Source organism: Nocardia sp. NPDC055029 (assembly GCF_053608525.1).
This window is the reverse complement of sequence record NZ_JBSGVQ010000003.1, coordinates 224,280-243,159: the sequence shown is the minus strand read 5'-3', so window position 1 is coordinate 243,159 and position 18,880 is coordinate 224,280. Positions and strand designations below refer to the sequence as shown.

Genomic DNA, 18,880 nt, shown 5'->3' with positions numbered 1-18,880 from the left:
TCAGTAGCAGGTGAGCGGTTGCAGCGGATCGGCGGCGCGCGGGGTGAGAGCTTCGTAGGCGGCGGCGATGGACTTCACAGCCAGGCGCAGCTCCGGTTCGGGGTGGGTGAAGGGCAGGCGCAGGAAGCGTTCGAAGGCGCCCTGGACGCCGAAACGTGGTCCGGCGGCGAGTAGTACGCCGTGGTTGGGTGCGGTGGCGGCGAGTGCGGTGGAGACGGGGCTCGGGAGCTGGGCCCAGACCGACATGCCGCCCGCGCCGGGGGCGATGTACCAGCCGGGGAGGTCTTCGGCGACGGCGTCGAGCAGGGCGGCGCGCTGGGTGCGCAGCTGCTCGCGGCGGCGGTCGAGGATGGGTTCGGCGTTCTCCAGCAGGTGGACGGTGGCCAGCTGGTCCATCACCGGGGTGCCGAGGTCGACGGTGGCGCGGATGCCGAGAAGCTTGGTGATCAGCGCCTGATTGGTGCGGATCCAGCCGACCCGCAGACCACCCCAGAACGACTTCGACGCCGAACCGATGGTGATGATCTCCGAGCCCTTCGCGAACGCGGCGACCGGTGGCGGCATGGTCTCGCCGGACAGGTTCAGATCGCTCATCGATTCGTCGACGACGACGGTCATCCTGGTGTCGCGGGCGATGGCGGCCAGTTCGGCGCGGCCGTCGGCGTCGAGCAGCAGGCCGGTGGGGTTGTTGAAATCGGGGACCAGGTAGGCCAGCGTCGCCGCGGTCTGCCTGGCTGTGCTGCGCAGGCCGTCGAGATCCCAACCGGCGTGCGGGAATTCGGGCCGCAGCGGGAGCGGGATGGGGCGGGCGCCGACATCGCGGATCGCCTCGATCGCGTTCGGGTAGGTGGGGTGCTCGATCAGCACGCGCGCGGCGGGTGAGGTGAGGACGTTGAGCAGCAGCCGGAGCCCGTGCTGGGCGCCGAGCGTCACCAGGATCTGTTCGGGCTCGGTGGGCAGGCCGCGGGCGGTGTAGCGGCGGGCCAGCGCCTCGCGCAGGGCGACCACGCCGACCGGGTCCATGCCGTGCGTGCCGAGGTAGGCCGGAATGCCTTGCAGTGCGGTCGAATACGCCTCGTGCAATTCCGGCGGGGCCGACATCGCCGCGTAGGTCATGTCGATGGTCGGCAGTTCGGGCTGGGCCATCAGCGCCATGATCCCGCGGGTCGGCTTGGAGCCGTCGTGCTGGATGGCCGGCGGCAGCGCCACCGTGCTGCGGGAGCCCTGGCGGCTGATCAGGTAGCCGTGCTCGCGCAGCAGCGAGTACGTCGAAGTGATGGTGGTGCGGCTGACGCCGAGGGTGGTGGCCAGATCGCGCTCGCTGGGCAGGGCGACGCCGAGCGGGGCGCGGCCGTCGTGGATCAGCAGCCGGATCGCCTCGGCCAGGGCCAGATAGGCGGGGCGATGCGGGCGACGCTCGGGGGAATCGCCGCCGGTTTCGGGGTCACGCCACCGGCCGAGGTCGCGGGCCAGGCCGGATGCACCGATCACTCTTGTCGCCATGAAGTCCAGTATTCCGTAAGTGGATATTTATGAGCAAGGCCAGTCGGAGGATTCTTACGACATGACCACTTTCCTCGCCCTCGCCGTCGCCACCGCCTTCGGGTACGCCGTCTATCACTTCTCGCCGAAACGAGGGGAATTGCCGTTCTGGCCGTTCCAATATCTGCCGCACGACAGGGCTTTCGGCACCTACGATGACCAGCGCCTGTTCCGCGATCTCGATGCGGTGCGGGTGCACGAGGACGAGTCGGCGTCACCGGCGGTCGACGGAGGCAGTCCAGTCCAGTTGTCGAAAACTGGACCTCTCGAATCCGGCGAGCGCGGGCCGCTCGCCGCGTGAGCGCAGGGGCGGGCCGGAATCTGTCACCGGGTCGGCGCACACTGTGATCATGAGTTCCGGAACCAGGACCGAACCGGTTGCCGCGGCACTGTTCGACACGGCGATCGGCCTGTGCGCGATCGCCTGGCACGGCGAGACCGTCGTGCGGTTCCAGTTACCCGAGGCGAGCGAGGAGGAGACGCTGGCCCGGATCACCAGGCCACTGGGCGGCGTGCCGGTGGTCGAGGACGAACCAGGGCCCGCGATCACCGCGGCGATCGCGGGGATTCGTACCCATCTGGCGGGCACGGTCGACCCGTTGCGCTGGATCGACGTCGACCTGCGCGGTGTGCCCGAGTTCTACCGCGCCGTCTATGCCGTGACCCGCGAGATCGACCCCGGCCACACGCTGAGCTACGGCGACATCGCCACCCGCCTCGGCGCGCCGGGCTCGGCCCAAGCCGTCGGGCAGGCGCTGGGGCGCAACCCTGTTCCGCTGATCATCCCCTGTCACCGGGTTCTCGCCGCCGATCACGCGCTGCACGGTTTCTCGGCGCCGGGCGGGATCGGCACCAAGGCGCGGCTGCTGGAGATCGAGCGGACTCCCGGCTTCGGTGAGCCGACGCTGTTCTGATCCTCGAGGACCGATGAATCCTCGCGGCGTGCACCGTCTGTACGGATAGCCCAGGCATCGCCACGGCGTAAACCCGTGCCGACCTGCACCGAACCCGATCGCGTAACGTCGAGTCCGGTGGTCACACGGCCCGTATCGAGAGGAACCACAATGCAGACTGTGACGTCGGCCGACGGCACCACGATCGCCTACGACCGGGTCGGGGACGGCACGGCGGGGACGGTCATCCTGATCGGCGGCGCGTTCAGCTACCGCGAGTTCGCGACCATGGTCGAGCTCGCCAAGACGCTGGCCGCCGACTTCGACCTGACGGTGCTGAACTACGACCGGCGCGGGCGCGGTGACAGCGCCGACTCCCCCGGCGTGTACGACGTGGCCAACGAGATCGCCGATATCGCCGCGCTGGTCGAGGCCGCCGGCGGGAAGGCCGCGCTGTTCGGCTGGTCGTCCGGCGCCGCGCTCGCGCTGCTTGCCGCGGCCGAGGTGCCGGGCGTGACCGAGGTGGTCGCCTTCGAGCCGCCGTTCGTGGTCGACCCGAAAGACCATGTGCCGCCGAAGGATCTGGAGGCCAAGCTGCATCCGTTGATCGCCGCGGACAACCGCAACAAGACGGTCCGCTACTACATGACCAAGGCGATGGGTATGCCCTGGCTGATGGTCACCGCGATGCGCGTGACCCCGTTCTGGAAAGCCCTTGCCGCGACGGCCAATTCGACCGCCCACGACTGGGCCGTGATGAAGCCGTACATGCGCGGCAAGAAGCTCGACGCCACGGAGTGGAGCGGTGTCACCGTTCCGGTGCTCGTCCTCGCGGGCGACCGCACCGCCCCGATGCTCACCAAGGGCGCCAAGGCCGCCGCCGAGGTCCTGCCGAACGCGAAGTTCGCCGAGCTGCCCGGCGTCAGCCACAACCCGAAGGTCTCGATCCTCGCCCCCGCGATCGGCGAATTCCTCACCCGCACACGATGATCCACGCTGAGCGCAGCGGCGGTCAGGGTGGTGGCGGGTGGTCCCGGTAGAACTGGCAGGGATCGCCGGTGAGGTAACCGTCCATGCAGGCGAAGTAGGTCTGGACGCAGGCGTTGCTGGTGCAACCCGCCGTGTAGAGCATCCCGCGGATTCGCTCGTTGCGCTGCTGGGAGGGGGTGAGTGTCTGGGCTGGCGGGAGCACCGAGCTCACCGGTGACGGGCTGGGCGGCGGGGTCGGTTCGTCGGGCGAACTACAGCCGGGCAGGACGGCGAGGGTGAGCAGCGCCGACAGGGCCAGACCTGCACGCATCGCCATCAGCCACCTCCGTCCGGAACCGCTTCGACGGTACCCCGGGCCCTGAACCAGCGAAACTGCCCCTCTCCGAAACCGGGAAGGGGCAGTTCGCGAAGGAAACTCAGCCCAGCACGTCGTGGCGGACGATGGTCTGGTCGCGGCCGGGGCCGACGCCGATGCACGAGATCCGCGCGCCCGACAGCTCTTCGAGCCGCAGCACGTAGGCCTGCGCGGTGGCGGGCAGCTCCTCGAAGGTGCGGGCGTGCGAGATGTCCTCCCACCAGCCGGGCATCTCCTCGTAGATGGGCTTGGCGTGGTGGAACTCGGTCTGGGTGGTCGGCATCTGCTCGACCCGCTCGCCGTCGATCTCGTAGGCGACGCAGATCGGCACGGTGTCCAGACCCGACAGCACGTCGAGCTTGGTGAGGAAGTAGTCGGTGATGCCGTTGACGCGGGTGGCGTAACGGCTGATCACCGCGTCGAACCAGCCACAGCGACGGGCACGACCGGTGGTGACGCCCACCTCGCCGCCGTTCTTGGCCAGGAACTCGCCGAAGTTGTCGAACAGCTCGGTCGGGAACGGGCCGGAGCCGACGCGGGTGGTGTAGCACTTGAGGATGCCGAGCACCGTGTCGATCTTGTTCGGGCCGATGCCCGAACCGACCGCGGCGCCGCCGGAGGTCGGGTTCGACGAGGTGACGAACGGGTAGGTGCCGTGGTCGACGTCGAGCAGGGTGCCCTGCGAGCCTTCCAGCAGGATCGTGTCGCCGCGCTCGAGCGCCAGGTTCAGCTCGAGGCGGGTGTCGGAGATGCGGTGCTTGAACGACTCGGCCTGCTCGAGCACCTCGTCCACCACCTGCTGCGGGTCGAGCGCGCGGCGGTTGTAGATCTTCACCAGCACCTGGTTCTTGAACTCCAGTGCGGCTTCGACCTTCTGGGTGAGGATCTTCTCGTCCAGCACGTCGGCGACGCGGACGCCGACGCGGGCGACCTTGTCCTGGTAGCAGGGGCCGATGCCGCGGCCGGTCGTACCGATCTTGCGGCTGCCGAGGAAGCGCTCGGCGACCTTATCGATGGCAACGTGGTACGGCATGATCAGGTGCGCGTCGGCGGAGAGCAGCAGGCCGGAGGTGTCGACTCCGCGCTCTTCCAGACCGGCGAGCTCGTCGAGCAGCACACCCGGGTCGACGACGACACCGTTGCCGATGACGTTCTTGACGCCCGGGGTGAGGATGCCGGACGGGATCAGGTGCAGAGCGAACTTGTCACCGTTGGGGAGGACCACCGTGTGGCCCGCGTTGTTGCCGCCCTGATAACGGACGACCCACTGCAACCGCTCACCGAGCAGGTCGGTAGCTTTGCCCTTGCCCTCGTCGCCCCACTGGGCGCCGATGAGGACGATTGCCGGCATTTCGCGTCTCCTACAGATCGACAGCAGCACACTGTGTACTGCAGCTACCTGCCGTAGGACGCTGCGCGTCCAGTCACTGAGGCGGTGGCCGGAGACACAGTCTAGCCGACGCCTGATCAGGGACCCTCGACGTGCCCTGCCCGAGCGTGCCGCCCCCCGGCCCTCGCCGACGCCAGGATCGGCTACCGTTACTTGCCGGCAGGGGGTTTTGCCGTGTGCTTGTGGGCGACACACCGTCGGCCGTACCGAGGAGGGTGTACCGCAGTTTGAGTACCCACGTTCTCCGATGTGGTGACATACCGGTCCCGATCGCGCTCGCCTCGCTACCGACCACCCAGACCGGCCCGCTGCCCGACGTCGCCGTCATCGACGAATTGCTGCCCGTGCTGGCCGCCGACAGCCTGCCGCGGTTGATCGTGCTCGGCTCCGACGCCGGCCTCGCCGCCGTGCTCACCCATCTGATGCGCACCGAACGGCTGCACGTCGAGGTGGGATTCGTGCCGGTCGAGACGACCTACGCCGCGCGGGTCTATCAGACCGCTACCGGTAACGCCGCCGCGAAGATCGCGATCGACGGCCGCGCGATCGAGACCCCGCTGATCCGCGACGACACCGGCACCGTGCTCGTCGGCCGGGCCAGCATCACCGGCATCGACGGCGCCGCGCTGGAGGGTGAGGCCTACGTCGACGACACCCTGCTGTTCAGCGGCACCGTGGCGACGATGCTGATCTCGCCGACCATGACGATGCCCGGGGTCCGCGCGCGCGTGCGCAAGGGCTTCCGCAAGCGCACCTGGGTGTCCGGGCGCGCCGCGCAGCTCGGCACTCCGGGCGCGATCGTCACCAGGGACGGCATCACCACCGAACGCAAGGTGCCGCGCTCGACCTTCTACCGATTCGAACAACCCTGGCTCTTGGTGCGATGACCTATTCCTTCACGCCGGGCAGGCGCACCGGCCACAACGCCGTCCGTCCCAGCCCGGTCTTCCTGCTCATCGTGCTGATCACCGTGGCCGGTGGCGCGCTGGCCTGGGATGCCGACATCCAGTCGGTGCGAGCCAAGTTCGGCGTGTTCATCCTCGTGGTGTTCGGCTGGATCATCAGTCTGTGCCTGCACGAATTCGCGCACGCCTACGTCGCGTGGCGGGCGGGCGATCACGAAGTGGAAGTGCGGGGCTACCTCACCCTGAATCCACTCAAGTACAGCCATCCGGTGCTGTCGATCGGCCTGCCGCTCGTGTTTATCGCCCTTGGCGGAATCGGTCTGCCCGGTGGCGCGGTGTATGTGGACACCACCCGGTTCCGGTCGAGTGTGCAGCGGTTGGTGAGCGCTGTCGGTCCGGCGTCCAACGCGCTGTGCGCGGTGGTGCTGCTCGTGATCGTGCGGGTGTTCGGGTCGGTCCAGGAGCACGCGGCGTTCTGGGTCGGGCTCAGTTTTCTTGCGTTCCTGCAGATCACGGCATTTCTGCTGAACATTCTGCCGGTGCCGGGCCTGGACGGATACGGCATCATCGAGCCGTCGCTGAGTTACGAGACCCGCAGGGCGCTCGACCAGTTCAAGCCGTACGGCATGCTGATTCTCTTCGCTGTCATCTTTTTCACACCGCTGAGCCAGGTTTTCTTCAACGGCGTTTACGCTTTGTTCGAACTTTCCGGGGTACCAGAGGGTTGGGCTGCCTACGGCGGCCACATGACTCGTTTCTGGCGTTGATAGCCTGTCGCGGGTCAGTCACGACTCTGGAACGGAAACGCATATGGGCCCCACCGAATCGCCCGTAGTCCTGTCCGTCGTCATCCCGACGCTGGACGAAGCTTCCTGCATCACCGCCTGCCTGGAACGCCTAATCGGCCAGGACGCCGTCGACGAGATCGTCGTCGTCGACAACGGCAGCACCGACGGCACCCGCGAGATCGTCGCCGAACTCGCCATCCGCCACCCCAAGATCGAATTGCTGGAGGAGCCGGATCCTGGCGTCGCGCACGCGCGCAATACCGGCTTCGACAAGTCCCGCGGCGACTACATCGGCCGCATCGACGCCGACACCCTCGTCGGGCCCGACTGGGGCGCCACCGTGCGCGCGCACCTCGACGCGCATCCGGACACCATGGCGGTGACCGGCATCAGTACCTACCACGACTCCCCGATCGGCTTCTTCCTCGCGGCCGTCATCGGTGGGCAGGAGCGCCTCGGCCTGATCAAGCATCAGCCCGTCGGCAATGTGCACGGCGCGAACATGGCGATCCGGCGCAGCGCCTGGCAGCAGGTCCAGGAAGCCACCACCACCCGGCGCGACCTGCACGAAGACCTCGACCTGGCGCTGTGCCTGACCAAGGCGAAGCTGCGCATCGACCAGCTGCCGCAGCTACGGGCCGAGATCTCAGCGCGCCGCCGCAAGACCCCGCCGAGCGTCTGGTGGACGTACCAGCTGCGCGGCCTGCAGACCATCGCCAATCAGGGCTACACCGTGGTGCCCTTCCACCGCGCCGTGATCACCGGCGCCTGGCTGATGCACACCTCGCAGTGGCCGATCTACCGGGTGTGGGACTTCGATCGCAAGCGGTTCTCGCTGCGGCCGGGCCGTCCCCGGGTCTCCCCCGTCGGCGACTGAACCCTCATTCCTCCGGCGTCACATACGGATTGGGCACGGTAGGCGGGAGCAGCGCCATCGCCGAGATGCGCTGCATCCCGCACACCACCATCAGATCCACCACGATCGACCTGATCTGGGCGAACACCACATGCGCCGAAAGGCCCGCCCCGGCAACCAGTTCCGGGCGGGCGTTCTTGGCGACACTGCGCAGTGCGCGGGTGGCCTCGGCCTGATCCGGCTGCTCGCCGGGGTCGGCCAGCATCATCTTGCGGACCACGTCGGTGGCATTGCCCAGCTGGTTGACCAGGTCGATCAGGCGCGGGTCGAGCACCTCGTCGTCGCGGACCAGGGTGAGTGAACGGCGCAGCAGCACACGGGTATTGCGGACGGCGTTGTCGAGCGGATCCGCCGCCGAATGGATGCGGGCGAGCCGCTGGCGGGAGTTCCAGTACAGCGGCGAGATCCGGCTGACCTCACGGCCGCCCGCCAGCGCCGAACGCAGCGCATCGATCTGGCCCTGGGTGGCGCGCACCGCCGACAGCGCGTCGTGCACCTTGGCCGAGTCCTGCTCGAGCAGGCCGTCGGCACAGGTGATCATGGATTTACTCATCACCGACAGCACGTCGGCCGCGTGTTCGCGAGCCCGGCGCACCGGGTGCAAGGGGATCAGCCCGACCATCAGCACGCCGACGAGGCCGCCGACCAGCGCGTCGATCATGCGGCTCGGTCCCGCCCCGGCGGCCTGGCTCAGCGTGGAGACCAGCACCGCCGAGCCCGCCGCCTGGATCGAGATGATCGAACCACCGTCCAGGAACACCGCGCACGCCATCGCGCACGCGACGACCAGTCCCACCTGCCAGACACCGGTACCGACCTGCGCGATGAACAGGTCACCGATGCCGATGCCGACGGCGACGCCGACCACCAGCTCCACCGACCGGCGGACGCGGGCACCGAAGGAGATGCCGATGGAGACGACCGCCGCCGTCGGCGCGAAGAACGGCTCGGGATGGCCGAGGATGTTGTGCGCGATGAACCAGGCCAGCGCCGCACCGAGCGAGCACTGGATGATCGGGATCGCCGACAGCCGCAGCCGCACCGAGGACGCCTTGAAGCGATCGACGGTGCTGGTTTTAGCGGCCGCTACTACCGGGGACGCCGCGGCGACGACGGAGTGGGAATCGCTCACCTACGAATCGGCCACGACTCAGTCCAGGCCGAGTTCGGCGGCCGCGCGCGGATCGCAGTCTTCGAGCAGATCGAGGCAGCGGGCGTACTCTTCGGTCTCGCCGATCGTCTTCGCGGCCCTGGCCAGCGCGCCGACGCTGCGCAGGAAGCCCTGGTTCGGCTCGTGGTTCCACGGGACCGGGCCGAAACCCTTCCAGCCGTTGCGGCGCAACAGGTCGAGGCCACGGTGGTAGCCGGTGCGGGCGAACGCGTACGCGGCGACAGTGTCGTGATTGACCTCGCCGCCGGCGCGCTGCAGCGAGTTCTCGGCGAGCTGGGCCCAGGCGATGGACGCGGCCGGGTGGTCGGCGGCGACCTTGACCGGGTCGGTGCCCGCCGCGATGGCGTCTTCGGCGTCGATCAATTCGGGAAGGAGGACCGGCTGCGGTCCGAGCAGGTCACCGAAGGAGGTCATGGGTTCATTGTGCACCGAGCCGCCGAACGACGTCGCCCGGCCCGCCGCGGGGCGATCGGCGAACTCCCCCGCGCGGCGCGCATTAGGCTGACGCAGGAGTGGCAACGTTCGAGCCTGAGCGAGGGGTACTAGGTGTCCGACCCGACCGACGAGAACAACCCGGCAGCCGAGCCTGCCGACCCCGGCGCGACCGGGCCGAGCGCCCAGCGTGGCGCCGATTCGTCGAGCACCGCGCCGCCGACCGGCGCACCCAAGTCGACCCCGGAAGCGGTCACCGAACCGGGCAGGGCGACCGTCACCCCGACCGCAGGGGGGACCGCGGAGACGGTCGTCATCCGGCGCGGTGAGCTGCCGGGTGCCGCGGGCGCGCCCGGCGGACCGCGGTCCCAGAGCGGTCCCGGCGCGCCGCAGCAGGCGGGTCACCCCGGCAACGCACCCCAGCACCCTCCGGCACCACCCCGCCGCGCCCAGCCCGTCGGTCGATCGGGGAATGCCGCGGGTGGACAGCAAGCCTCGCGACCGGGCAGCGCTCCCGGCCAACAGCCAACGGGCCGACCCGGGACGCCGCAGGCTGGTTCACGCCCCCAGAGCGGTCCCGACTCGCCGCACGGCCCAGGCAACTCGCCTGGCGGGCAGCCGTCCGGCAACTCGCCTGGCGGGCAGCCGTCCGGCAACTCGCCTGGCGGACAGCCGTCCGGTCAAGGCACTGCGCCTGGTGGGCGACAGCCCCTCGGCCCCGGCGGACCACGTCCCCAAGGCGGGCCCGGTGGGCCACAGCCGGGTGGGCGCCCCGGCAATGTGCCGGGCGGACAACGGCCTTCAGGTGTCGGCAACGCACCTAACGGACTGCGGCCGCAGGGTGGGCCAGGCGCGAGCGCGGGCAACGCGCCTGGTGGACAACAGCATCCGGGTGGTAGCAACGCCCCTGTCGGACCGCGGCCCCAGGGCGGGCCAGGTGCGGGCGCGGGCAACGCGCCTGGTGGGCAGCAGCGTTCGGGTGGCGGCTACGCCTCCGGTGGATCGCAGGGCGCCGGGCAGCGGCCGGTCGACAGGCCGGAAGGTGCGCCGCGAGCAGGCGGACCGGGAGCGGGCTCTGCTGTCGCGGGATCGCAGGACGTCGGCGGGCAAGTGCCCGCTGCGGGTCGGGTCGGCGACCAGGGGCGTGGCGCGCAGAACTCCGCGCAGGACCAGGGCTCGAATGCCGCGGCCGCCTCGCCGTTGGCTGGACTGTCGCAGGGTCTGCCCGGCGGGGACCGTTCCGAGCAGGCGAGTTCGGAGAGCACAGGCCGTCAGGGCGATCGCCCTGTCGACCCCGCGAGCCCTGATGCGCCGACCACCGCGATGCCCATCCCTGGTCAGAAAGCATCTGCAGCTCAGGGTGATTCGACGAACGACGTCACCGCGAAGATTTCGAGCGCTCAGTCGAAAGCCGCGCAAGCGGATATCCCGACGGCCGGCATGAGCCAGGTCGACCGTCCGTCGACGTCGGCTGCGAAGTCCGGCAAGGCATCCGCCGCCGCAGGTGCAGCAGCGGGTGCGGCGCTCGCCGGTGCTGCCACAACAGGTGCAGCACCTGACGGCACCTCGGCCGACGACACATCTGCTACCGCGGATCGTCCGGCTTCGAACGAAGGCCCTGCGGACCGCACGGCCGCCGCATCAGCGGGTGCTGCCGCGGCTGGCACCACCGAAGCAGCGGATGCCTCCGCGTCGGCCACGGGTGACACGGCGGACAGGGGCACCGCGGCAGCGACCACAGGCTCCGCGACCGGTGCGGGTGCTGCGGACGCCGAGTCGGGACGCGACGCGAATCGCCAGGATTCGACCGGCGCAGGCTACAGGTCGACCGATGGCGGCGACGATTCGAGGACTCGCGGCTCGGGCGGAGCTGACGGCGGCGCGGATGCGGATGCACCCACGGTCTCCGGAGTTGTCGTCGGCAAGGGTGGTTCACCCGCTGACGCGGATACGACCGAGAAGTTCCAGACCGGAACGCCGGGGCGTGCAGCAGGCGACAAGCCGGGCGCCGACCGCACCGGGCCGGGTGGCAACCCGGGCGCAGGGCAGGCCGGGCCGGGTGCACGGCAGGCCGGGCCGGGCGACAAGTCCGGCGTGCGGCCGGGTGCTGCCGCGGCCGCGGCGGCAGCTGCTGGGGTAGCGGCAGCCGCTGGGGCGAGCTCGCTGGTGAAGAAGGGCGGGGGCGAAGTTCCCCCGTCCGAGGATCAGACCATGGTGATGCGGGTGGTCGATGCGGCGGATGCGCCGACGACGGCCATGCCGATCCAGCGGCCGACGGATCGAGTGGTGCCGCCCGCCGGTGGCAGGCCGATGACGCCGCCGCCGAATACGCCGCGTGGGCCCGCAGGGCCGCGACAGGCGGGGCATCAGGGTCCGAGTGGGCCGCACGGACCCGGGGTCGAGGAGACGCAGCCGTCGCCGCCGCGTGGGCCGAGTGTTCCGCCGAAGCCGGCGTCGGCTCCCTCGCCCGCCGATATCCAGCCGACGCGCCCCGCGCAGCAGCTGGCCGAGGGCAAGCGCCAGGTCGCGCCGCCGGACGGCCCGCGGCCGGGCCAGCCGGGCGGCCAGCCGGGTCAGCAAGACGGGCCGGGCCGAGGGCAGCAGTCACCGGACGGCCCACGGCAGGGCCAACAGCCGTCAGGCGGACGGCCGGGCCAGCAGGACGGACCGGGCCGAGGCCAGCAGTCACCGGGCGGCCCGGGTCAGCAGCCCTCGACCGGGTGGGCTGGTCAGCAGGACGGCCCGCGGCCGGTCCCACCGCCGCAGCGGTTCGACGCGCCACCGGTCGCGGTGGCCGAGGACCCGAAGGCCGCCGCGAGCTCGAAGCGCTGGCTGCTGGCCGCGGGCGGCGCCGCGGTGCTGGTGGTCGCCCTGATCGCGACCGTCGTGGCATTGATGTCCGGCGACAACTCGCCCGAGGGTCAGGTCCGTACGGCGATCGGGGCCTACGCTGACGCACTGCGCAGCGGTGACCTGGATGACCTGCGGTCGAGCACGTGCGGTCAGCTGCACGAGTTCTACCAGGGCATCACCGCCGAGCAGTTCAACGGCGTGCATCAGCTCTCGACCGAGCGTGGTTCGATCCCGGTCGTCGACAGCGTGGATGCGGTGCGCGTCACCGGCGACACCGCGCTGGCCGAGGCGACGGTGTACACCTCCGCCGACCCGTCGAAGCGGACCGCGCGCACGTTCGACCTGCAGCGCACCGACGGCAACTGGAAGGTGTGCGACCCCGCAGGCACCCCGTAACCCGGCCTCGACCCGTCGTAGCGGGCATTCCTGCCTGCTATGACGGGTCACACATAACTGGGCATCCGGTTGGATTCTCGACTAACATTTTCCGGATCATGAGCAAGGTACAGACAGTGTCGCAGCCGGACATCGAAGCTGTGGTCCCGGACGCGTCGCTGGTCGGCCAGCGCTTCGGGTTCCGCGATCACTACGAGGTCGGCCGCGAGAAGATCCGAGAATTCGCCAGGGCCGTGCAGAATCTGCACCCCGCCCATCACCAGGAAGTCGACGCGCGCAAGCTCGGCTACGAGGGCATCGTCGCGCCGCCGACCTTCGCCTCGGTGATCGGGATGAGCGCCACCAGGGCACTGCTCGACACCGTGCTCACCGAGTACGACCTGTCCCAGGTCCTGCAGACCGACCAGGTCTTCGAGATCCACCGGCCGATGCTGGCGGGCGACCGGATCAGCACCGAGATCGATATCGAGTCGATCCGCCAGTTCAGCGACAACGACTTCATCAACGTCGGCTTCAAGCTGATCAATCAGGACGGCGAGACAGCCGTGCAGGGCACGACCACCATCGTTGCCCGGCGTGGCGTCGAGGTCGACCCCGGCATCGTCGATGCCGTCGAGAACATCAGCATGCACCCGCGTCCGGCCACCATCGCCGGTCTCGACACCGCCGACACACTGATCCGCCGCACCGGCCCCGCACCGGCTACCGCGCCGCGCGAGTTCGCCCCGGTCAACACCACCCCCGAGTTCGACTCCCTGGTCAAGGGCGGCGAGCTGCCCGCCGGTATCGCCCGGGTGACCCGCGGCGACCTGGCCAACTACGCCGGCGTCTCCGGCGACCCGAACCCGATCCACTTCAGCGACCGCGCCGCCGAACTGGCGGGCCTGCCGACCGTCGTCGCCCACGGCCTGCTGACCATGGGCCTGGCCGCCCAGTACCTGACCGACTGGCTCGGCGACCCCACCGCGATCGAGAAGCTGGCCGTCCGCTTCTCCGGTTTCGTCCCGGTCCCCCCGGCCGAAGCGGGCATCATCGAGTTCTCCGGCAAGATCAAGTCGATCGACCCGGAACGCCGCGCCGCCACGATCCTGCTGAGCGGAATCTCCGAGGGGCGCAAGCTCTTCGGCCGCGCCGTCGCCGACGTCCGCCTCACCTAACCGCCTCCACGCGAATTCTGGCCAGACTCAGGGCAGGTGTCGCCTTGGGTCGGCGGCCGGCGGTGCGTGCGGAGCGGGGTTAGCCCGTCCCCCACGAGTTACCCATGTGCTTGCGAGATCTGTGGGTAGCTCGTGCTGCGCCTACGAAACGGCGATAAACGTCAAAACCGTTGCGCCGACCCGGATGACATCGCCGTCGGCCAGCAACGCACCACTGTCGATCGGCACCTCGTTCACGTAGACACCGTTGGCCGAGTGCAGATCCTTGATCAGCAGTCCGGCGCGGCTCGGCATGATGTGCGCGTGGTAGCGGCTGGCTTTCGGGTCGTCGAGCACCAGCTCGTTGTCCGTCATGCGCCCGATCCTGATGCCGCCATGCGGAATCGGGATGGTGCGGCCGTCGGCGAAGCGCAGGTTGCCGTTGCGGATCGAGCGCGGCACCTCGGTGACCGTCTCGGTCATCGCGGCGGCGAGCTGCTCGGATCGCTTGGCCTCCACCAAGTTAAGCGGCTCCTGCCGCAGCACCCGCTGTTCCAGCTCGATCAGCGCGGCGCCGGGGTCGATGCCGAGTTCCTCGGCCAGCACGCTGCGCACCCGCCTGCATGCCTCGAGCGCGTCGGCCTGCCTGCCGGACAGGTACAGCGCGGTGATCAGCTGACCCCACAGCGGCTCGCGCAGCGGGTGCTCGTTGGTCATCGAGACCAGCTCACCGATCACCGAAGAGGCGCGCCCACAGGCGATTTCGGCGTCGACACGGGCGGAGACGGCGAGCAGCCGCTCCTCGTCCATCGCAGTCGCGAAACCGTCGGCGAACTGCAGTCCGGCCAGGTCGGACAGTGCCCGGCCGGTCCACTCGCGCAGCGCCACACCGAACAGATTGGCCGCGCCGGGGTGGTCGCCCACCTCGAGACAGCGCGAACCCGCCTCGCGGGCGTTCTCGAACCGGCCGAGATCACAGGCGGTGTCCGGGATTTCGAGCCGGTAGCCCGCGCCCTCGGTCCGCAGGACCTGCGCGGAGTCGATACCGGCGTTGCGCAGCGCCTTGCGGATGTTGGAGACGAACACCTGCAGGCTGGCGGCGTAGGAGTCCGGCGGATCCTCGTTCCACACCATCTCGGCCAGCACGGCAGAAGACACCGCGCGCCGCCTATTGACGGTGAGCGCGGCAAGCAGAGCGCGCGGCTTGGGCCCGCCGACCGCCACCGGCTCACCGCCGACCAGCAGTCGAACGGGCCCGAGCACACGGACATCAAGACTCATGAGCTCGGGCCCCGTTTGATTGTTGCGAAAAACCGATCAGGAACCCGACACCGAACGACCGGCCGAATTGAGGTCGTTGCAGGCCTCGACGACGCGATCGGCCATCGAGGTCTCGGCCTTCTTCAGGTAGCTGCGCGGGTCGTAGACCTTCTTGTTGCCGACCTCACCGTCGATCTTCAGGACACCGTCGTAGTTGGTGAACATGTGACCGGCGACCGGGCGGGTGAAGGCGTACTGGGTGTCGGTGTCGACGTTCATCTTCACGACGCCGAACCGCAGCGAGTCCTCGATCTCGGACTTCAGCGAGCCCGAACCACCGTGGAAGACGAAGTCGAACGGCTGCGCGTCGGCCGACAGGCCGAGCTTGGCCGCCGCGACGCGCTGGCCCTCGGCCAGCACCTCGGGCTTGAGCACCACGTTGCCCGGCTTGTACACACCGTGCACGTTGCCGAAGGTGGCGGCCAGCAGGTACTTGCCGTTCTCGCCCGCGCCGAGCGCGTCGATGGTCTTCTCGAAGTCCTCGGGCGAGGTGTAGAGCTTGTCGTTGATCTCGGCCTCGACACCGTCCTCTTCACCGCCGACGACGCCGATCTCGACCTCGAGAACGATGTTGGCGGCCTTCGAGAGCTTGAGCAGCTCCTTGGCGATCTCGAGGTTCTCGTCGATCGGGATGGCCGAGCCGTCCCACATGTGCGACTGGAACAGCGGGTTCAGGCCCGCGTTGACACGGTCCTGCGAGATCGCGAGCAGCGGACGCACGTAGGTGTCCAGCTTGTCCTTGGGGCAGTGGTCGGTGTGCAGCGCGATGGTCACGTCGTACTTGGCGGCGACCACGTGCGCGAACTCGGCCAGCGCCACCGCGCCGGTGACCATGTCCTTCACGCCCAGACCGGAGGCGAACTCGGCGCCACCGGTCGAGAACTGGATGATGCCGTCGCTGCCCGCCTCCGCGAAGCCCTTGATCGCGGCGTTGATCGTCTCCGACGAGGTGCAGTTGATAGCCGGGAATGCGAACGAGTGCGCCTTGGCCCGGCCGAGCATCTCGGCGTAGACCTCCGGAGTCGCGATAGGCACAGCAGTGACCTCCGTCTGTGGGGGAAGCGAAAAACCAATTCTGTCAGGCCACACCCTAAGTTAGGAAGCGATCGCGGGGTTCACCGGCTTGTTCCCCGCGCATCTGCGAACACCGCAGGACACTCATGTCACAGATCGGACCGGTACTGTGGGGGCCGTGACTTTGCTGGCGGTATCCGATGCGGTGACGAACAACCTTGCGTTGACCCAGTTGCTGGACCCGTTGTATCTGCTCCAGGAGACTTGGCTGAAGAACGCGGTTCTACCCGCCATCCTGGCGATCGTCTTCATCGAGACCGGCCTGCTCTTCCCGTTGCTGCCCGGTGACTCGCTGCTGTTCACCGGCGGCATGCTGGCCGCGCAGGGCAGCCCGAACATCTGGGTGCTCGTGCCGCTGGTCATCATCACCGCCTTCGCGGGCGATCAGTGCGCGTACTGGATCGGCCGTAAGATCGGGCCCGCGATCTTCCGCAAGGAGGACAGCCGCTTCTTCAAGAAGCAGTACATCGTGGAGACGCACGAGTTCTTCGAGAAGCACGGCCCCAAGACGATCATCCTGGCCAGGTTCGTGCCGATCGTGCGCACGTTCATGCCGGTGCTGGCGGGTGTGTCGAAGATGAGCTACCGCAAGTACGTGGCGTTCGACATCGTCGGCGCCGTGCTCTGGGGCGGCGGTGTCACGATCATCGGCTACTTCCTCGGCAATGTGCCGTTCATTCGCGACCATGTGGAAGCGATCTTCCTGCTGATCGTGTTCGTCTCGATCCTGCCCGCGATCATCACGGTCGGTAAGAAGGTCCTCGATCGTCGCGGCGCCGCGCCCACCGAGGCCGCGCCCGCCACCGAGCTGGCCGCTTCGACGAACGAGGCGCACTGATCACGTGACCGCAGTACCGTCGATTCACGCTCTGGGCAGCTTCGATCCGCTGATCTCGGCAGGCCCCGCCGTGGTCTGGACGGTGGTGCTGGTCTTCGTCTTCCTGGAGTGCGCGTTCATCATCGGGCTGTTCCTGCCCGGTGACTCCATGCTCATCACCGCAGGCATCGTGATGGCCTCGCATGCCAACGGCGAGGCCCAGGTGTGGGCGTTGTCGGTGGGCACCATGCTGGCCGCGATCGCGGGCAATCAGGTGGGGTATGTCGTCGGCCAGCGCACCGGGCATCACCTTGTCGCGCGCAAGAACGGCCGCTATATCAACACCAGGAATCTGGCGAAGGTCACCGCGCTGCTGGAGAAACACGGCTTCTTCGCCGTGCTGATCGCGCGCTGGATTCCGTGGGTGCGCACGCTGTGCCCGATGGTGGCGGGCGCTGCCAAGATGGATCACCGCCGCTACACCGTCGCCAGCACCCTCGGCGCGATCATCTGGGCGCCGGTTCTGCTGCTGATCGGCTATTACGCCGGCGAGTTCCTCGAGCAGGTGCCCTGGCTGATGCCTGCCGTGATCGGCATCATGATCGTCGGCCTGGTCGTCGGCACGATCCTCGGCCTGCGGCACTACCGCCAGGAGATGGCCAAGCCGGTCGAGGACTTCGATCTGGATCGGGCGGCGGCCGACGCCGACCACTGAGGGTCACAACCCCGCGGCGGTCACCTGGTAGGCGGCTTCCATCAGCATCCAGCCGGACAGCTGCACCGACAGGTCGCGTTCCGGCACGGCGGAGGCGGTCACCGAACCGCCCGCGGTGAACTTGCCCGCACCCGCCGTGCCGCCGGGTAAGCGGGCAGGCTTGCTCCAGTCGTGCCCGAACAGCGGCTCGCCCTCCACCTCGAGGCGGTTGGCCCAGGCCGCGGTGGCCGAGGCCTTCACGATGGCCGCCGCGATGCGCCGATCGCCCTCCTGCTGCTTGCCTTCGCCGGGCAGCATCAGGGCGACGACCGCCAGGTAGCGGGCGAGGATGCCGTTGAACAGGCCGCCGTCCCCACCGCCGCCGCCGGAGATCACCAGCCGGGTGGTCATGTTCTCCTCGACCGCGGCCAGCAGCCTGCTGACCCGCTCGGCGTGCCGGTCGTCGTCGGTCTGCACGGCCAGTTCGGTCTCCAGGCCGAGCACAACGCCCTGGCAGTAGCTGAACACCGGACGCTCGATTTCGCCCGACGGCAGGTGGATGCCGTCGAGGATCAGGCCGGATTCGGGGTCGCGCAGGGTGGCGTCGAGCCAGTCGGCCATCTCCTGCGCGCGCTCGACCCGGCCAAGGCGCAGCAGCGCGATGCCCGCCGGACCGTTGGCCGGTGCGTTGAAGAAGTCGGAGCGGAGCCGCCACGGGATGCCGCCGCCGGTCTCGGGAGCCCAGGCGCCGTAGAGCTGCTGCTCGAGCGCGACCAGGCCGCGGCGGGCCTCGGTCAGGTCCTGGGTGCGCTCGGCGCGTTCCAGCGCGATCGCGAGCCAGGCCATGTCGTCGTAGTAGCGGTTGGTCCAGCCGGTGAGATTGCGGATGCGGATGGCGCGGGCGATGGCGCCGATGCGCCTGCGGCGCGCGGGGGTTGGCACCCGGTTGGCGGCGTCGACCGCGATATCGAGCAGGTGTGCCTGCCACCAGTAGTGCCAGCCGGCGAACGCGCGCTCGCGCCGGGTCGCAGGCCAGCCGACGACACCCAACTCCGTTCCGGGACAACCCCACAGCATGCGCAGGTGCCGCGAGACGATCGCCGACTCGGCCATGTCGGCACGCTCGGACCACAACGCCGGAGTCGGCACGGATCCGGCGCGATCAGTGGGCTGTGGGCGCCGGCCGCTGCGCGAGGTCATGGGACCAT

General features: G+C 69.2%; 19 protein-coding genes. 10 read left to right on the top strand and 9 right to left on the bottom strand.

What is annotated here, in order from left to right; genetic code table 11:
* Nucleotides 1-1,503: a MocR-like transcription factor YczR gene (gene yczR, locus ACWF9G_RS04520; protein WP_379305406.1), complete on the bottom strand. Its 1,503-nt coding sequence runs from the start codon at nt 1,501-1,503 to the stop codon at nt 1-3.
* Nucleotides 1,504-1,564: 61 nt separating this feature from the next.
* Between yczR and ACWF9G_RS04515 the strand changes: the two genes are divergently transcribed.
* The 3 genes from ACWF9G_RS04515 (at nt 1,565) to ACWF9G_RS04505 (ending at nt 3,425) form a co-directional block, all read left to right on the top strand.
* Nucleotides 1,565-1,843 carry a hypothetical protein gene (locus ACWF9G_RS04515; RefSeq protein WP_452513630.1) on the top strand — a complete coding sequence of 93 codons (279 nt, stop codon included), beginning with the start codon at nt 1,565-1,567 and terminating at the stop codon, nt 1,841-1,843.
* Between the two features lie 49 nt (nt 1,844-1,892).
* Nucleotides 1,893-2,456 carry a methylated-DNA--[protein]-cysteine S-methyltransferase gene (locus tag ACWF9G_RS04510; protein WP_379305410.1) on the top strand — a complete coding sequence of 188 codons (564 nt, stop codon included), beginning with the start codon at nt 1,893-1,895 and terminating at the stop codon, nt 2,454-2,456.
* 150 nt (nt 2,457-2,606) lie between these two features.
* Nucleotides 2,607-3,425, top strand: a complete 819-nt coding sequence (locus ACWF9G_RS04505; RefSeq protein WP_452513628.1) for an alpha/beta fold hydrolase — start codon at nt 2,607-2,609, stop codon at nt 3,423-3,425.
* A gap of 22 nt (nt 3,426-3,447) precedes the next feature.
* On the opposite strand, the gene ACWF9G_RS04500 is transcribed toward ACWF9G_RS04505, so the two are convergent.
* Together ACWF9G_RS04500 and ACWF9G_RS04495 are read right to left on the bottom strand one after the other, a co-directional pair.
* On the bottom strand, nt 3,448-3,741 hold the full coding sequence (locus ACWF9G_RS04500; RefSeq protein ID WP_379305414.1) for a hypothetical protein: 294 nt from the start codon (nt 3,739-3,741) through the stop codon (nt 3,448-3,450).
* A 100-nt stretch (nt 3,742-3,841) separates the two neighbouring features.
* A complete protein-coding gene (locus tag ACWF9G_RS04495) occupies nt 3,842-5,131 on the bottom strand; it encodes an adenylosuccinate synthase (protein ID WP_379305416.1) in 1,290 nt (429 codons plus the stop codon).
* Between the two features lie 266 nt (nt 5,132-5,397).
* On the opposite strand from ACWF9G_RS04495, the gene ACWF9G_RS04490 reads away from it, so the two are divergent.
* Genes ACWF9G_RS04490 through ACWF9G_RS04480 form a run of 3 tightly spaced genes read left to right on the top strand, consistent with a single transcriptional unit; the run spans nt 5,398 to nt 7,740 of the window.
* Nucleotides 5,398-6,057, top strand: coding sequence for a hypothetical protein (locus ACWF9G_RS04490; RefSeq protein ID WP_379305418.1), 660 nt, complete (start codon nt 5,398-5,400; stop codon nt 6,055-6,057).
* Complete coding sequence (locus ACWF9G_RS04485; protein ID WP_452513625.1) at nt 6,054-6,842, top strand: site-2 protease family protein; 789 nt, start codon at nt 6,054-6,056, stop codon at nt 6,840-6,842. The genes ACWF9G_RS04490 and ACWF9G_RS04485 overlap by 4 nt, the downstream gene beginning before the upstream one ends.
* A gap of 43 nt (nt 6,843-6,885) precedes the next feature.
* Nucleotides 6,886-7,740: a glycosyltransferase family 2 protein gene (locus ACWF9G_RS04480; protein ID WP_379305422.1), complete on the top strand. Its 855-nt coding sequence runs from the start codon at nt 6,886-6,888 to the stop codon at nt 7,738-7,740.
* Nucleotides 7,741-7,744: 4 nt separating this feature from the next.
* On the opposite strand, the gene ACWF9G_RS04475 is transcribed toward ACWF9G_RS04480, so the two are convergent.
* The 3 genes from ACWF9G_RS04475 to ACWF9G_RS04465 form a co-directional block, all read right to left on the bottom strand.
* On the bottom strand, nt 7,745-8,911 hold the full coding sequence (locus tag ACWF9G_RS04475) for an FUSC family protein (protein ID WP_379305424.1): 1,167 nt from the start codon (nt 8,909-8,911) through the stop codon (nt 7,745-7,747).
* Nucleotides 8,912-8,929: 18 nt separating this feature from the next.
* Nucleotides 8,930-9,364 (bottom strand): DUF3151 domain-containing protein, encoded by a 435-nt coding sequence (locus tag ACWF9G_RS04470; RefSeq protein ID WP_379305426.1) that lies wholly within the window; start codon nt 9,362-9,364, stop codon nt 8,930-8,932.
* A gap of 128 nt (nt 9,365-9,492) precedes the next feature.
* Entirely contained in the window at nt 9,493-9,699 is a 207-nt protein-coding gene (locus tag ACWF9G_RS04465) for a hypothetical protein (protein ID WP_379305428.1), read from the bottom strand.
* Nucleotides 9,700-11,593: 1,894 nt separating this feature from the next.
* Between ACWF9G_RS04465 and ACWF9G_RS04460 the strand changes: the two genes are divergently transcribed.
* Both ACWF9G_RS04460 and ACWF9G_RS04455 read left to right on the top strand, forming a co-directional pair.
* On the top strand, nt 11,594-12,631 hold the full coding sequence (locus ACWF9G_RS04460) for an Rv0361 family membrane protein (RefSeq protein ID WP_452513622.1): 1,038 nt from the start codon (nt 11,594-11,596) through the stop codon (nt 12,629-12,631).
* 98 nt (nt 12,632-12,729) lie between these two features.
* Nucleotides 12,730-13,788, top strand: coding sequence for a fused (3R)-hydroxyacyl-ACP dehydratase subunits HadA/HadB (locus tag ACWF9G_RS04455; RefSeq protein WP_379305432.1), 1,059 nt, complete (start codon nt 12,730-12,732; stop codon nt 13,786-13,788).
* A 141-nt stretch (nt 13,789-13,929) separates the two neighbouring features.
* On the opposite strand, the gene ACWF9G_RS04450 is transcribed toward ACWF9G_RS04455, so the two are convergent.
* Together ACWF9G_RS04450 and fbaA are read right to left on the bottom strand one after the other, a co-directional pair.
* Nucleotides 13,930-15,048 (bottom strand): BTAD domain-containing putative transcriptional regulator, encoded by a 1,119-nt coding sequence (locus ACWF9G_RS04450; RefSeq protein ID WP_452513619.1) that lies wholly within the window; start codon nt 15,046-15,048, stop codon nt 13,930-13,932.
* A 36-nt stretch (nt 15,049-15,084) separates the two neighbouring features.
* On the bottom strand, nt 15,085-16,122 hold the full coding sequence (gene fbaA / locus ACWF9G_RS04445) for a class II fructose-bisphosphate aldolase (protein ID WP_452513617.1): 1,038 nt from the start codon (nt 16,120-16,122) through the stop codon (nt 15,085-15,087).
* 157 nt (nt 16,123-16,279) lie between these two features.
* Between fbaA and ACWF9G_RS04440 the strand changes: the two genes are divergently transcribed.
* Both ACWF9G_RS04440 and ACWF9G_RS04435 read left to right on the top strand, forming a co-directional pair.
* Nucleotides 16,280-16,999 (top strand): DedA family protein, encoded by a 720-nt coding sequence (locus ACWF9G_RS04440; protein ID WP_379305438.1) that lies wholly within the window; start codon nt 16,280-16,282, stop codon nt 16,997-16,999.
* A gap of 4 nt (nt 17,000-17,003) precedes the next feature.
* Nucleotides 17,004-17,693: a DedA family protein gene (locus tag ACWF9G_RS04435; protein WP_379305440.1), complete on the top strand. Its 690-nt coding sequence runs from the start codon at nt 17,004-17,006 to the stop codon at nt 17,691-17,693.
* A 3-nt stretch (nt 17,694-17,696) separates the two neighbouring features.
* Here the strand turns inward: ACWF9G_RS04435 and ACWF9G_RS04430 are convergent, their stop codons facing one another.
* A complete protein-coding gene (locus tag ACWF9G_RS04430) occupies nt 17,697-18,785 on the bottom strand; it encodes a glycoside hydrolase family 76 protein (RefSeq protein ID WP_452513694.1) in 1,089 nt (362 codons plus the stop codon).
* Between the last annotated feature and the right edge of the window lie 95 nt (nt 18,786-18,880).